Source organism: Ruegeria sp. HKCCA5491 (genome assembly GCF_013034565.1).
Taxonomy (GTDB): domain Bacteria; phylum Pseudomonadota; class Alphaproteobacteria; order Rhodobacterales; family Rhodobacteraceae; genus Ruegeria.
Map to the genome: position 1 here is coordinate 36458 of NZ_WQGG01000007.1, position 13750 is coordinate 50207.

13 protein-coding genes are annotated in these 13750 nt (G+C 58.1%); 1 reads left to right on the forward strand and 12 read right to left on the reverse strand.

The window, feature by feature from the left end; all coding sequences use genetic code 11:
* Positions 1–51 precede the first annotated feature (51 nt).
* The 9 genes from GOV88_RS10650 to GOV88_RS10690 form a co-directional block, all read right to left on the reverse strand.
* Positions 52–1719 carry an iron ABC transporter permease gene (locus tag GOV88_RS10650; protein ID WP_171240408.1) on the reverse strand — a complete coding sequence of 556 codons (1668 nt, stop codon included), beginning with the start codon at positions 1717–1719 and terminating at the stop codon, positions 52–54.
* A gap of 110 nt (positions 1720–1829) precedes the next feature.
* On the reverse strand, positions 1830–3047 hold the full coding sequence (locus tag GOV88_RS10655) for a phenylacetate--CoA ligase family protein (protein WP_171240409.1): 1218 nt from the start codon (positions 3045–3047) through the stop codon (positions 1830–1832).
* Positions 3048–3066: 19 nt separating this feature from the next.
* On the reverse strand, positions 3067–3900 hold the full coding sequence (locus tag GOV88_RS10660) for an ABC transporter ATP-binding protein (protein WP_171123903.1): 834 nt from the start codon (positions 3898–3900) through the stop codon (positions 3067–3069).
* Between the two features lie 73 nt (positions 3901–3973).
* Positions 3974–5254, reverse strand: coding sequence for an ABC transporter substrate-binding protein (locus GOV88_RS10665; RefSeq protein ID WP_171240410.1), 1281 nt, complete (start codon positions 5252–5254; stop codon positions 3974–3976).
* 72 nt (positions 5255–5326) lie between these two features.
* The gene (locus GOV88_RS10670) at positions 5327–6403 is read right to left on the reverse strand and encodes a branched-chain amino acid ABC transporter permease (RefSeq protein ID WP_171123898.1); all 1077 of its coding nucleotides are present in this window, start codon (positions 6401–6403) and stop codon (positions 5327–5329) included.
* 3 nt (positions 6404–6406) lie between these two features.
* Positions 6407–6664: a hypothetical protein gene (locus tag GOV88_RS10675; RefSeq protein ID WP_171123896.1), complete on the reverse strand. Its 258-nt coding sequence runs from the start codon at positions 6662–6664 to the stop codon at positions 6407–6409.
* 2 nt (positions 6665–6666) lie between these two features.
* Positions 6667–7653, reverse strand: coding sequence for a branched-chain amino acid ABC transporter permease (locus GOV88_RS10680; protein ID WP_171124173.1), 987 nt, complete (start codon positions 7651–7653; stop codon positions 6667–6669).
* Between the two features lie 29 nt (positions 7654–7682).
* Positions 7683–8501, reverse strand: coding sequence for an ABC transporter ATP-binding protein (locus GOV88_RS10685; protein WP_171123892.1), 819 nt, complete (start codon positions 8499–8501; stop codon positions 7683–7685).
* Positions 8502–8579: 78 nt separating this feature from the next.
* The gene (locus GOV88_RS10690) at positions 8580–10523 is read right to left on the reverse strand and encodes an AMP-binding protein (protein ID WP_171240528.1); all 1944 of its coding nucleotides are present in this window, start codon (positions 10521–10523) and stop codon (positions 8580–8582) included.
* 217 nt (positions 10524–10740) lie between these two features.
* Between GOV88_RS10690 and GOV88_RS10695 the strand changes: the two genes are divergently transcribed.
* The gene (locus GOV88_RS10695) at positions 10741–11145 is read left to right on the forward strand and encodes a hypothetical protein (RefSeq protein WP_171240411.1); all 405 of its coding nucleotides are present in this window, start codon (positions 10741–10743) and stop codon (positions 11143–11145) included.
* A 23-nt stretch (positions 11146–11168) separates the two neighbouring features.
* On the opposite strand, the gene mutT is transcribed toward GOV88_RS10695, so the two are convergent.
* Genes mutT through GOV88_RS10710 form a run of 3 tightly spaced genes read right to left on the reverse strand, consistent with a single transcriptional unit; the run spans position 11169 to position 13645 of the window.
* Entirely contained in the window at positions 11169–11567 is a 399-nt protein-coding gene (mutT, locus tag GOV88_RS10700; RefSeq protein ID WP_171240412.1) for an 8-oxo-dGTP diphosphatase MutT, read from the reverse strand.
* Positions 11564–12790: a bifunctional glutamate N-acetyltransferase/amino-acid acetyltransferase ArgJ gene (gene argJ, locus GOV88_RS10705; RefSeq protein ID WP_171240413.1), complete on the reverse strand. Its 1227-nt coding sequence runs from the start codon at positions 12788–12790 to the stop codon at positions 11564–11566. Before argJ ends, mutT begins: the two co-directional genes overlap by 4 nt.
* 6 nt (positions 12791–12796) lie before the next feature.
* Positions 12797–13645: a peptidylprolyl isomerase gene (locus GOV88_RS10710; RefSeq protein ID WP_171240414.1), complete on the reverse strand. Its 849-nt coding sequence runs from the start codon at positions 13643–13645 to the stop codon at positions 12797–12799.
* Positions 13646–13750: the final 105 nt, after the last annotated feature.

A 13750-nucleotide genomic window follows, 5' to 3' on the forward strand; every position in this document is an offset into this window, starting at 1 on the left:
CGCGTCTGAATCAAGTCCGGCGACACCCGGGTGTGATATTTTTGGATCGCTCTAACGCCGCTGACCAACCTGTCGACAGATCAGGATGACCGGCAACAGCCCCACCGCCAGGATGACCAGAGAGGGGACCGCAGCCCCCTCGAGCCGTTCATCCGAGGCCAACCGATAGGCCTGCACCGCCAGCGTATCAAAGTTGAACGGGCGCATGATCAGGGTCGCGGGCAGTTCTTTCATCACGTCCACAAACACAATCAGCAGCGCCGTCAGCAAGGACGGTGTCAGGATAGGAAGATGAACCCGGCGCAGTGTTCCCAGCGGGGTTTGCCCCAAAGACCGCGAGGCCGCGTCCATGTTGGCATGAACTGTGCTTTGCCCACCTTCATAAGCGCCGAGCGCCGCCGCCAAGAACCGCACCATATAAGCGGCGACCAGCAGCCAGATTGAGCCCGTCACCAGCAAACCCGTCGAAACATCAAAGGTCGCCCGCATCCAAGCATCCAGTGCATTGTCGAAACTGGCAAATGGCACCATCAGGCCCACCGCAATGACACCTCCGGGCACCGCATAGCCCAACCGCGCCATGTACCCCGCGCCAGATGACAACCGCCCGGGGCGCAACCGCTGAAAGAATCCGACGGTGATCGCGGCGCAAACCGTAATCACGGCGGCAGTACCGGCCAAAGTCAGCGAGTTCTTAATGAAGCCGATATAGCGGCGCGACAGCAGGTTCTGCTCTGACTCCAGCCCCATCTGAATCAAGATGAACACCGGCAGCAGGAAGCCCAGAAGAACCGGAATGGCGCACAGCGTAAAGCCCGCGGCAGCCTGCCAGCCCTTTAGCCGCGCCGAGGGCAGTGACGCATGACTTTTCCCTGCCTGATAGTATTTCGCCTTACCGCGCTGCATCCGTTCGGCCACGGCCAAGACCAGCGCAAAACCCAGCAGGCACAGGGCCAACTGCGCGGCGGCAGCGCGGTCTCCGATGGAAAACCAGCTTGTGTAGATACCGGTGGCGAATGTTTGCACGCCAAAATAGGCGACAGTGCCGAAATCGGCGATGGTTTCCATAATCGCCAGCAGCACACCCCCCGCAATTGCCGGGCGCGCCATGGGCAGCGATACGTGCCAGAACGCCAGCCAAGGGCTTTTGCCTAACGCCCGCGCCGCAAGAAAAGCCGTGGCGCTTTGCTGAAGAAACGCGGCGCGGGCCAGCAGGTAGACATAAGGATACAGCACGAGGATCAGCATCACCGCCGCACCCTCGGTCGAGCGTATCTCGGGGAACCAATAGTCGCGTGGCCCCCAGCCGGTCACATCGCGCAGGGTGCTTTGGACAATGCCGGGGTGATCCAGAATGAACGTATAAGCATAGGCCAGCACATAAGCCGGAAAAGCCAGCGGCAAAACCAAAGCAATCTCAAGGAACCGAACGCCGGGAAAGCGTGTCATGGTCACAAGCCACGCAGCACCGACACCGATGGCAAACGTACCAATCGCCACCAGAACGACCAAAATCACCGTCGTAAGCGCATAGCGCGGCAAAACGGTTTGCAACAGGTGCGAGATCGTATCCGTTCCGCCCGTTGCAGCCGCCAGAACGACGGCGAGCATCGGCAACAGGCAAGCGGCCGCAACAAGACAGGCGACCGTGCCAACCAGCCGGGTACCAAACGCGCCGTGGTTGCGCGTGCCATGTTCTGAAACTTCTATGTCGGCCATGATCCCGGCTTGTAACTGGCGAATGCGCAGAGTTGGCCATTAATCGACCAAAACGCTAAGAAACACCAGTCTACAGGGGAACAAATCTGCGGCACAAACTGCCGCAGACTTTATTCATAGACCCGCTGATCCTCGATCACCAAACCATCCTTGGGCAGCGAACCGGGTTCGACAACCTCGATTGCGCCTTTTAGCTTCAGCACTTCGATCACGGATTTGGCATAGGTCATGTCATCTCCGCTGGGGCTTTCAATCTGAACGGTCATTGTATCCATCTCGCCCTGACGGGCTGCGATGACACGAGCCTTTACGATCTCGGCGTGTTTGTCGACTAGCGCGGCCACCTGTTCAGGACGCACGAACATGCCCTTGATCTTGGTCGTCTGGTCGGCACGACCCATCCAGCCTTTGATCCGCGCATTTGTACGACCGCAGGGCGACTGGCCGGGCAGGATCGCCGACAGATCACCGGTCGCGAACCGGATCAACGGATAATCGGGGTTGAGCGAGGTTACGATCACCTCACCCACTTCACCCTCGGCCACAGGGATGCCGGTGCCGGGGGTCACGATCTCGACGATGATGTGTTCGTCCAGAATCATCCCCTCCATCGCAGGGCTTTCGTAAGCGATATTGCCCAGATCAGCGGTGGCATAGCATTGCAGGCACGAAATCCCGCGATCCGCATATTCCTGACGTAAGGATGGGAACAGCGCGCCGCCTCCCACAGCAGCCGTAGCGAATTGCAGGTCCACACCCATCTCATCCGCTTTATCCAGTATGATCTTCAGATAGTCGGGCGTTCCGGCATATGCGGTGCAACCCACATCACGCGCGGCGGTCACTTGCAGCTCGGTCTGGCCGGTGCCTGCGGGCAACACGGCGGCGCCCACGGCCCGCGCGCCGCTTTCAAATATCATGCCGGCAGGCGTCAGGTGATAGCCGAAACAGTTCTGCACGATATCGCCCGGCCCCACGCCTGCCGCGTGCAGGAACCGGCCCATGCGCCACCAATCGGGATCGGTGTTGCCCGGTTCGTAGATCGGACCCGGAGACTGAAACACATGATGGAAATGCCGCGCCGGAGTGACCGTGAACCCGCCGAACGGAGGTCGCTGAGCCTGTGCCTGCGCCAGTTCAGATTTTCGTAGAACCGGCAGTTTGACCAGATCTTCGATGGTTTTCACCGCATCGGTATCCACCCCGGCCAGATGAGCCTGAAACCCCGGCGCGGATTGGGCGCGTTCCAGCTGAACTCGCAACCCTTGCGCCTGATCAGCTGCGCGCTGATCGGCTGATCGGGTTTCGAGTGCGTCGTAGTAAGTCATCGCCAGATCCTCCACCCGCTCACAACCACCTCTTGCGGCGGCGGTATGAGCGTACATCTCGGAAACTTTTTCGGCCTTCATCGGACATGCCCAGATAGAACTCTTTCACGTCCGGGTTTTCACGCAACTCATCGGCAGGTCCGTCCATAACGACACGGCCCGATTCCAGAATGTACCCGTAATGGGCGAACCGCAGAGCAACGTTTGTATTCTGTTCGGCCAGCAGGAAGGACACGCCCTCTTTTTCATTGAGATCCTTCACGATGCCGAAAATCTCTTCGACCAATTGCGGGGCCAGCCCCATTGAAGGCTCGTCCAGCAGGATCGTTTCCGGCCGCGACATCAACGCCCGGCCCATGGCAACCATCTGCTGCTCACCTCCCGAGGTATAACCCGCCTGCGACCGGCGTCGTTCAGCCAGACGTGGGAAGTAGGTGTAGACCAGATCAAGGTCTTTCTGGACCGCGGCTTTGCCGTCCTTGCGGGTATAAGCTCCGGTCAGAAGATTTTCCTCGACCGTGAGGTGTTCGAAACAGTGACGGCCCTCCATCACCTGAATCACGCCTTTTTCAACCAGATCCGCCGGATCGCTTTCATGCACGCTTGCGCCGCGATACTTGATCGACCCTTTGGTGACTTCGCCCCGTTCCGAATGCAGCAGGTTCGACACCGCCTTGAGCGTCGTCGTCTTGCCCGCGCCATTACCACCGAGCAGAGCAGTAATACCGCCTTTGGGAACGGTCAGGCTGACACCCTTAAGGACGAGGATCACATGGTTGTAGATCACCTCGATATTGTTGACTTCAAGCAGGGTTTCCGCCTGCACGTCAGTGGTTTGAGCCGCATCCAGCATCAGCGCGTGTCCTCGTGCGAGTGTTGGGGTCGGGACGGCGGTCTGCCGCCGCCCCGGATTTCAGTACGCCGGATCAGCAGCGCGATCCGATGTTGTTTTCCGACGCATAAGCGCTCGAGTCTTCGTCGATCAGCGGACCGATCACGTCGCCATCGGTTGCCTTGAACTCGGAAATCAGGCTCCAGGTTTTGTTGGCCGCATCCCATTGGGTCACACCAACCAGAGCGTCCCCGCCGTGGTTCTCACACGAGACCGAGAATGCCGGACCAAAACCAGGCAGACCCAGTTCGGTCATCTTGGCTTCGTTGATTTCCAGCGCCTCCATACCGTCGCGCATCATCGCAGGGGTGATGTCGGCAGTACCGTGGATTTCCTGCGCTTTCTTGGCAGCTTCGGCCGCAAGCATCGCGGCATAAAGACCACGGTTGTACAGAACCGTACCGACCTGATCGCCAGCACCGGCAGCTTTACCCGCATCGACGACATGCGTCTTCAGATCGTCAAAGACCGGGAAATCCGTGCCCACGTTGTGGAAGGTCAGCGCCTTATAGCCGTTTGCGGCCTCGCCCGCTGGCAGCACATCGTTTTCAGAACCGGACCACCAGATACCGATGAAGTTTTCCATCGGGTAACGGATGTTGGCAGCTTCCTGAACGGCCACCTGGTTCATGACGCCCCAGCCCCACATCAGAACATAATCGGGGCGATCACGGCGGATTTGCAGCCACTGCGATTTCTGTTCCTGGCCCGGATGGTCAACCGGCAGGGCGACAAGCTCAAAGCCATGCTTGGCCGAAAGCTCTTCCAACGTGCGGATCGGTTCCTTGCCATAGGCCGAGTTGTGGTAGACCAGAGCAATTTTCTTGCCGCTCAGGTCCCCGCCATTCTCTTCCAGCAGGTAGTTCACCGCGCCCGAGGCACCATCCCAATAGTTTGCAGGATAGTTGAACGTGTGGCTGAACACATCGCCGTTCTTGGCGGACGTACGGCCATAGCCCATCGTGTGCATCGGGATGCCGTCTGCCGTGGTCTTAGGAATCAGCTGATACGTGATACCGGTCGACAGCGGTTGATAGACCAGCGCACCTTCGCCCTTGGTCGATTCATAGCATTCCACACCTTTTTCGGTGTTATACCCTGTCTCGCATTCAATCACCTTCGCCAGAACGCCACCGATCCCGCCGTCACGTTCGTTCAGCAGGGTAAAGTAATCCGCATACCCATCCGCAAACGGAATACCACCCGCCGCGTAAGGTCCGGTACGGTAGCTGAGTGACGGGAATACGAGATCGGCCATAACCGGTCCTGCCGCCATTACGGCGCCCAGCGCCACGGTTGCCAATTTCAATTTCATCGGGTTTCTCCTCCCTTGGTTGGTCCGATGTTGGGTTCGGGCTTTGCACCCGTTATCTGATTGGGCCTGCCCCTAGTGCGGGAATGGCCAGAGTCTGAGTTTCTCTTTGGCGACGCGCCACAACTGCGCCAGCCCATGTGGTTCCAGGATCAGGAACATGATGATCAGCCCACCGACGATCACCAGCTGCAAATGCGCCACGATATCCGTGGGCCAACCCAGCATATCCGCGCCAACCACTTTCAGGACCACCGGCAACAGCACAAGGAACGCCGCCCCCGCAAAGGACCCGAAGATAGAGCCCAATCCCCCGATAATGATCATGAACAGAACCAGGAACGATTTGGTAATGCCGAACACCTCGCCAACCTCAACCGCGCCGAGATAGACTGCAAAGAACAACGCGCCCGAGATGCCCACAAAGAATGAGCTGACGGCAAAGGCGGTCAGTTTCGCCTTGAGAGGGTTCACCCCGATGATCTCGGCCGCGATATCCATATCGCGGATCGCCATCCACGTACGCCCGGTAGTGCCGCGTGTCAGGTTGCGTGCGATCACGGCGCAGACGGTCAGAAAGATCAGGCAGAACAGATACGTGGCCCATGCCGGAGCATTCGGTCCAGTGATGATGATCCCGAACACATCGCGTTCCGGTGCGTTGATCTGACCCGAAGCCGAGTAGTTGTAGAACCACGGCACCCGGTTGAACAGCCACACAAGAAAGAACTGCGCGGCCAGCGTCGCCACCGCCAGATAGAACCCCTTGATCCGCAACGATGGAAGACCGAACAGAACGCCGACAATGGCAGTGATGCCGCCGGCCAGAATGACATGGATGAACATGCTGACGTCAGGAAAGGCCGTCATCAGCTTGTAGCAGGCATAAGCCCCCACCGCCATGAAGCCGCCCGTACCAAGACTGACCTGCCCGCAATATCCAACCAGAATATTCAGGCCGATCGCCGCGATCGCGTAGATCAGGAACGGCAGCAAAAGCGCGTTAGCCCAGTAGTCGTTGATGATGAACGGTATGATCCCGAACGCGACCGCCAGAACCACATAGTACCGATACCGGTCGAACTTGATCGGGAAAGTCTGGCTGTCATCCACATAGGAAACTTTGAAGTCTCCGGCTTCACGATAGAACATGTGTCACTTTCCCCATTGTTCCTGCGCCCGGTTCCGGGCTGCGGCGTCCAGTTGATTGGACCCTTTTGCGTATCCGCTCGCCTCTGACGCGCGCACCAGTTTCATGTAGGCCATGATGCCCGTGACCAGCCCGGCAAAGGCAAGGATCGCAGCGACAACCAGTTGGGTTGCGGTCAGATCGTCCGAGGTGACGGCGATATAGCCAAAAGCCCAGAACCCCGACCATGCGATCACATTGATGATGGCAATCATTTTCTGCATCGCTACACCCTCTCGATGATCTTCTCACCGAACAGACCCTGCGGTCGGAATACGAGGAAGATCAGCGCCAGAACATAGGCGAACCAGTTCTCGGTCGCGCCACCGACCATCGGGCCGATTGCGAATTCAAACAGCTTTTCACCCACTCCGATGATCAGCCCGCCCACAATCGCTCCGGGGATCGAGGTAAAGCCGCCCAGCATCAGCACCGGCAACGCCTTAAGCGCGATCAGCGACAGCGAGAACTGAACGCCCGACTTGGTGCCCCACATGATCCCAGCAACCAGCGCGACAAACCCAGCAACCGACCAGACCATGATCCAGATGAAGTTCAGCGAGATTCCCACCGACAGCGCGGCCTGATGATCATCCGCCACCGCTCGCATCGCCCGGCCCTGCTTGGTGTATTGGCTGAACACCACCAGCGCGGCCACCAGCAGCGCCGCAATCAAGGTCGCCACGATGTCCAGGTTGTCGATGAAGAAGCCATAGCCAAAGATGTTGAACGTGGTCTCGTCGATCCACAGGTTGATGCCTTGTGGCAGGCCCACGTCCAGGGTCTTGATCTCGGATCCCCACATCAGGTCGGCCACGCCTTCAAGCAAATAGGCCAGACCGATGGTCGCCATGAACAGAATGATCGGTTCCTGACCAACCAGATGGCGCATGACGAACCGTTGCACCGCCCAGGCAAGGAACACCATCACGGCCATGGTCAGCAGGATCGCCAGCAACGCCGGGACATTCCACCCGAAATAGTGGATATGCGTCCCGAAGATCGCGTTGATCAGATGCGCGAACGGCACTTGCCCATTCATGATCCCGACAAGGGTCATGGCCGCGAACAGGGCCATAACACCCTGAGCATAATTGAAAATCCCCGAAGCCTTGTAAATAAGCACAAAGCCCAGTGCGACCAGCGCATACAGAACCCCGGCCATCAGGCCATTTAGGATGACCTCCATCGCGAAAATCAGCTGATCAGGCATGTTCGCCCCCTCTCATGTCTGTCAGTTGGTCAGTCATGGCTCACCCCCAGATAGGCGTCGATGACTTCCTGGTTGTTGCGCACCTCGTCCGGTGTGCCGTCCCCGATCTTCTTTCCGTAATCCATCACGACAACCCGGTCGCTCAGATCCATCACCACGCCCATGTCGTGTTCGATCAGGGCGATGGTGGTGCCGAACTCGTCATTCACATCCAGGATAAAGCGGCTCATGTCCTCTTTTTCCTCGACGTTCATGCCTGCCATCGGTTCGTCCAACAGCAACAGCTTGGGTTCGGCCGCCAACGCACGGGCCAGCTCTACGCGTTTTTTCAATCCGTAAGGCAGGCGCGACACCGGAGTTTTCCGGATGTGTTGGATTTCAAGAAAGTCGATGATCTTCTCGACCGCCTCGCGGTTTTCGGTTTCTTCCGCCTCGGCTTTCCCCTTCCACAGCGCCTGCTGGAAAATGTTGGTCTTCATGTAACCCAGCCGCCCTGTCATGACGTTATCCAGAACGCTCATGCCTTCGAACAGGGCAATGTTCTGGAAGGTTCGCGCAATCCCCTGCTGTGCCACCTCAAAAGGCCGCATCGGAGGGCGCTTCGCCCCGTGAAACCAGACCTCACCCTCTTGCGGGACATAGAACCCCGATATCACGTTCAGCATCGAGGACTTCCCCGCGCCGTTCGGGCCGATAATGGCGCGGATCTCACCTTCGCGGATGTCGAACGAGATATCCTTGATCGCGACCACACCACCGAAACGCAGGGTGATATTCTTCATCTCCATCACCACGCCGCCGATCTTGCGGCCATCCTCGGTGACATATCCTTCGGAACTATCCAGCATCAGTCACTCCCTGACTTGCGCAAAAACGGGACGGAGGGCGGGGCGAAGACCGCAGGTCGAGCGGCGCTCGAACGGCCCTCATTCCGCCGCCACCTTGTGCTGTGCCGCCGGTACAACCGCTGCGTCGATGATTTGCAACGTAGCGCTGATCGACCCTTTGCGCCCGTCCTCATAGGTCACTTCGGTCGTCGTCGAGACATTGGGCGAGCCATCATACAGGGCAGCAATAATGTCGTGGAACTTCTCCTCGACGAACCTGCGCCGCACCTTGCGGGTCCGGGTCATCTCACCATCATCGGCGTCCAGTTCCTTGTGCAGAACCACAAAGCGATGCACCTGACAGCCCGACAGCATCTCATCGGCCGCAACCGACTTGTTCACCTCTTCCACATGGGCCTTGATAGTCTCTAACACACGGGGATGGCTGGTCAGTTCCTGATACGACGCATAGGCAACGTTGTTGCGTTCTGCCCAGTTGCCTACCGCCATCAGGTCAATATTGATGAAGGCCACGCAACGATCCTTGCCGTTTCCGAACAGCACAACCTCAAGGATATCAGGATAGAATTTCAGCTTGTTCTCGACATATTTAGGCGCAAACATCGATCCGTCGGCCATTTTGCCCACATCCTTGGCGCGGTCGATAATCCGCAGATGGCCGCTGCTTTCCTCGATGAACCCGGCGTCCCCGGTCGCGACCCAGCCCTCGGCATCCTTGGTGGAGGCGGTCGAATCCGGGTTGTTGTAATACTCCACAAACACGCCCGGCGAGCGGTAGTGAATCTCGCCACTGTCATCGACCTTCAGCTCGACCGCGGGTGAGGGCACGCCCACCGTATCGGCGCGCACTTCGCCATCGGGCTGCTGGGTGATGAACACCGTGGCCTCGGTCTGGCCATAAAGCTGTTTGAGATTGATCCCCAACGAGCGGTAAAAGTCGAAAATCTCGGGCCCGATCGCCTCACCCGCCGTATAGCCCACCCGGAACCGCCCATAGCCCAGCGTATCCTTAAGCGGGCCGTAAACCAGCATATTGCCCAGCGCGTATTTCATCTTGTCGCCAAAACTGACCGGCTTGCCATCCAACAACAGGCCACCGACTTTTTTGGCGTGGGCCATGAAATTACGGAACATCTTCCGCTTCAGGCTGCCCGCGTCCTCCATGCGGATCATCACATTGGTTAGCTGGGTTTCGAAGACGCGCGGTGGGGCGAAGAAATAGGTCGGCCCGATTTCGCGCAGGTCGGTCATCATTGTGTCGGCACTTTCGGGGCAGTTCACGCAGAAGCCGCACCAATAAGCCTGACCGATGGAAAAGATGAAATCGCCCACCCAGGCCATCGGCAGATAAGACAGGATGTCTTCGTTCCGTGTCAGGTGGTCGAACTCAGAGGAATTCTTTGCGCTTTCGATCACGTTACGGTTCGACAGCACCACGCCCTTGGGCTTTCCGGTCGTACCCGAGGTATAAAGCATCACGCAGGTGTCGTCATAGGTGATCGCGGCGATCCGCTTATCCAGCTCGGTGTCGAACCGTGCGTGTCCCGCGCCGCCTTCGGCCATAATGTCGTCCAGCGCGTTCATCTGGGAATGGTCGTATTTCCGCATCCCGCGCTTGTCGGTATAAAGGATGTGTTTGACCTGATGCAGGTTTTCCTGAATCTCGATGACCTTGTCGACCTGCTCCTGATCACCGCAAACGACGTATTTCGCGCCGCAATGTTCCAGCACATAGGCCATCTCTTCGGCGACCGAGTCCTGATACAGAGGCACCGGTACAGCACCCACCATCTGAGCGGCTACCATTGACCAGTAATGTGCCGGGCGGTTTCGCCCGATCACGGCGATATGGTCACCCTTTTCCACGCCGATTTCCAGAAATCCCAGCGCCAGTTTACGGATTTCAGCGGCGGCCTCGGCCCAGGACCAGCATTGCCAGATCCCGAATTCCTTTTCCCGGTAGGCCGGGGAATCCCCGAACTGCGTCGCATTGCGGTGTAGCAGCGCCGGAAGAGAGGTCATCCCTTCAGCGCCCGACTGCGTCTGAGCCAATCTCTTTCTCCTCCCTATCCAACCCCTCCCTTGGGTCGGAAATGGCGGGTCCGGTTCAGACCCGGACACCACTGCCCCTATGACAGGACACGAGGACGATCAGCGGCAAGTTTTGCCTGATGTTTTCTCAATTCTTACGAATTGTAACAGGGGTGGAGCGTAAAGTACTTGGCTTCAGGATAAACAGTTGCATGATTGTTCAGTTGCCTTGGGCAGCACAGTCGCAAAACCGGACTTCATTTCAGAAAGGCTGGGATTAAGAAACGGGCCGAGCATACAGGATTGGGAATTCGAAGTTGTAGATTCCACCGATCTAGGTGTTTATCTTAAACTGTTTGATGAAATGTCTGGTCGAGAAGACATTCGCTTTACGTTGGCGGATATGATCATCCAAGCATTTGACGAATCCGGGCTTGATTTAAAGACAAACCCAGAATGGCAAGAATTTCTCAAGACTCTTTCCCGCGAAATAGACATTCATGCGTCGCAGATCTGGTATTGGGCGAACTGGGAAGTTCAACTCGAAGACGCTTGGGATGTTACACCCTACATGCGTTCTTTGTGCCAAACCCATTTTGCTTATGAGACTTAGCTCGCAAGCATTTTATGAACATACTACAACCAATCCCTCAGTATCGGAATCAGCGGCACATCCGCCGCGGGCATCGGGTAATTCCGCAACTCATTCGCCCGCACCCACTTCAATGCCTGACCCTCTTTGGACTGCGGGATACCCTCCCACTTGCGGCAAGCAAACAAAGGCATAAGCAGGTGGAAATCGTCATAGCTGTGGCTGGCAAAAGTCAGTGGCGCAAGGCACGAGGCCCAGGTGTTGATGCCCAGTTCTTCCTCCAGCTCGCGGATCAGGGCGGCCTCGGGGGTTTCGCCGGGTTCGATCTTTCCGCCGGGGAACTCCCACAAACCAGCCATGGACTTGCCCTCCGGGCGCTGCGCTAGCAGCACCCGGCCTTCGACGTCGATCAGGGCGACAGCCGACACCAAAACGGTCTTCATGAACGATAATCCGCGTTGATCTCGATATAGCCGTGGGTCAGGTCGCAGGTCCAAACGGTGGATGCGCCCTCACCCAAACCCAGATCGACCGCGACCACCAAGTCTTGGCCTTTCATATAAGCGGCCGCGTCTTCCTCGCGGTAGTCAGGGCTAACCCAGCCTTTCTCGGCCACCAGAATATCGCCGAAAGAGATACTCAGACGGTCGCGGTCGGCGGCGGCACCGGATTTCCCGATGGCCATGACCACGCGGCCCCAATTGGGGTCTTCGCCCGCAATCGCCGTTTTCACCAGCGGTGAGTTGGCAATCGCCAGCCCATGCACCTTGGCATCCGCGTCCGAGGCCGCGCCAGTCACACGGATTTCTACGAATTTCGTGGCCCCTTCGCCGTCGCGCACCACCTGCTGTGCAAGGTCCAGCATCACAGCCTCAAGCGCCTGCGCAAAACCCGCGTTGCCAGTGGCATCCACACCCGAGGCCCCGGTTGCACACAACAATAGGGTGTCCGAGGTCGAGGTATCGCTGTCCACGGTGATGCAGTTGAAGGTACGATCCGTCTGCGTGCCCAGCATCGACTGCAGCGCCGATTGCTCGACCACCGCATCGGTGAAGATGTAAACCAACATCGTCGCCATATCCGGCGCGATCATACCAGAACCCTTGGCGATCCCCGCAATAGAGACTGTTTTTCCATCAATCTCAACCTGCGTCGAGGCCCCCTTGGGGAAGGTGTCGGTGGTCATGATCGCCCGCGCAGCATCCTCGATCGCGTGGCGGCTGAGGCCCGATTTCAACGCTTCAAGCTGGGCGGTGATCTTGTCATGGGGCAGCGGCTCACCGATCACGCCAGTTGACGAGGTGAATACCCGTTCCACCGCAACACCAGTGGCTTTGGACACGGCTTGCGTCAGCTCGGTCACCGATGTCCGGCCGTGATGCCCGGTGAACGCATTGGCATTGCCTGAATTCACAAGGATCGCCGCCGGACCATCGCTGGCCCCGCCGATTTTGTCCTGACAATCCAATACGGGTGCCGCGCGAGTGGCCGAGCGCGTGAACACCCCCGCCACCGAGGTACCGGGATCCAGCACCGCCAGCATCACATCGGTCCGGCCCTGATAGCGCACGCCCGCTTCAACCGTGGTAAAGCGCACCCCGTCAATCGCGGGCAATTCAGGAAACGCCGCCGGAGCCAGCGGCGAAACTTTGGTGATCGTCGCCACGGTCGCTTACTCCTGAATCAACTCAATCTGGCGAACGACGTCGGGGCTTACCCCTTCCAGTTCGGGCCGCTCGATCTGTGCTGCCTCAGTCAATTCTTCGATACGGGCCTGAATCGCTTCGTTTTGAACCGTCTGTGTCAGTTCATCGCGGATGGCATCCAGCTCCGGGGCTTCGGATTTGCGTCTGTCATTCAATGTCACAACATGCCAGCCGAACTGAGTTTGCACCGGGTCGGAAACCTGACCTTGCTCCAGTTCCAGAACAGCGGCCTCAAACTCGGGCACCATCTGGCCTTTGCCGAACCATCCCAGTGAACCGCCATTGGGTCCGGACGGGCCTGTCGATTTCTCTTTGGCAAGTTCAGCAAAATCCGCGCCGCCATCAAGCTGGGTCTTGATTTCCTTTGCCTCGTCTTCCGTCGCCACAAGGATGTGGCTGGCGTTGAATTCATCCTCGCCCTCAAACTGCGCATACTGCGCGTCGTAGGCAGATTGGATGGCTTCCTCGGTAACCGCATCCTCGATCAGCGCATTCACGGTCTGAACTGCCAGCAACGACCGGGTCTCATTCGCCAGCGCAAGGGCGTTCAATTTCGTCAGCGCTTCCTGCTGCTGTCCCAGCAATTGCTGCTGGACCAGTTGCTCGATGATGAAGTCGTACAGAACATCGTCTTCGATCTGCTGATAGTTGGGCGGCAGGGTCGCAACAGTAGCGATGACATGGCCCAAAGTGATCTCGTCCCCGTTCACGCGGGCAACAACCGTACTGGCATCAGGCTGTGTTTCGGCGGCCAGCGGCAGGGCCATCATGGCAGTCAGGGCCAGAGATGGCAGAAAAGTGAAGCCTTTGGGCATTGAATCATCCTATTTCTTTGCCACGACGGGGCGCAGCGTTGACACTCAGGAACCTGCCGCTTACATCGCTTTGAAGCCTTGGACAGGGCCGCCTTTCACCCCCCG

Bases quoted from the DNA above. Each gene is read 5' to 3' on its own strand.
- GOV88_RS10685 (WP_171123892.1), bottom strand. From the start codon at position 8,501: ATGCTGGATAGTTCCGAAGGATATGTCACCGAGGATGGCCGCAAGATC.
- GOV88_RS10650 (WP_171240408.1), bottom strand. From the start codon at position 1,719: ATGGCCGACATAGAAGTTTCAGAACATGGCACGCGCAACCACGGCGCG.
- mutT (WP_171240412.1), bottom strand. From the start codon at position 11,567: ATGAAGACCGTTTTGGTGTCGGCTGTCGCCCTGATCGACGTCGAAGGC.
- GOV88_RS10660 (WP_171123903.1), bottom strand. From the start codon at position 3,900: ATGCTGGATGCGGCTCAAACCACTGACGTGCAGGCGGAAACCCTGCTT.
- GOV88_RS10690 (WP_171240528.1), bottom strand. From the start codon at position 10,523: ATGACCTCTCTTCCGGCGCTGCTACACCGCAATGCGACGCAGTTCGGG.
- GOV88_RS10675 (WP_171123896.1), bottom strand. From the start codon at position 6,664: ATGCAGAAAATGATTGCCATCATCAATGTGATCGCATGGTCGGGGTTC.
- GOV88_RS10670 (WP_171123898.1), bottom strand. From the start codon at position 6,403: ATGTTCTATCGTGAAGCCGGAGACTTCAAAGTTTCCTATGTGGATGAC.
- GOV88_RS10680 (WP_171124173.1), bottom strand. From the start codon at position 7,653: ATGCCTGATCAGCTGATTTTCGCGATGGAGGTCATCCTAAATGGCCTG.
- GOV88_RS10710 (WP_171240414.1), bottom strand. From the start codon at position 13,645: ATGCCCAAAGGCTTCACTTTTCTGCCATCTCTGGCCCTGACTGCCATG.
- GOV88_RS10655 (WP_171240409.1), bottom strand. From the start codon at position 3,047: ATGACTTACTACGACGCACTCGAAACCCGATCAGCCGATCAGCGCGCA.
- GOV88_RS10665 (WP_171240410.1), bottom strand. From the start codon at position 5,254: ATGAAATTGAAATTGGCAACCGTGGCGCTGGGCGCCGTAATGGCGGCA.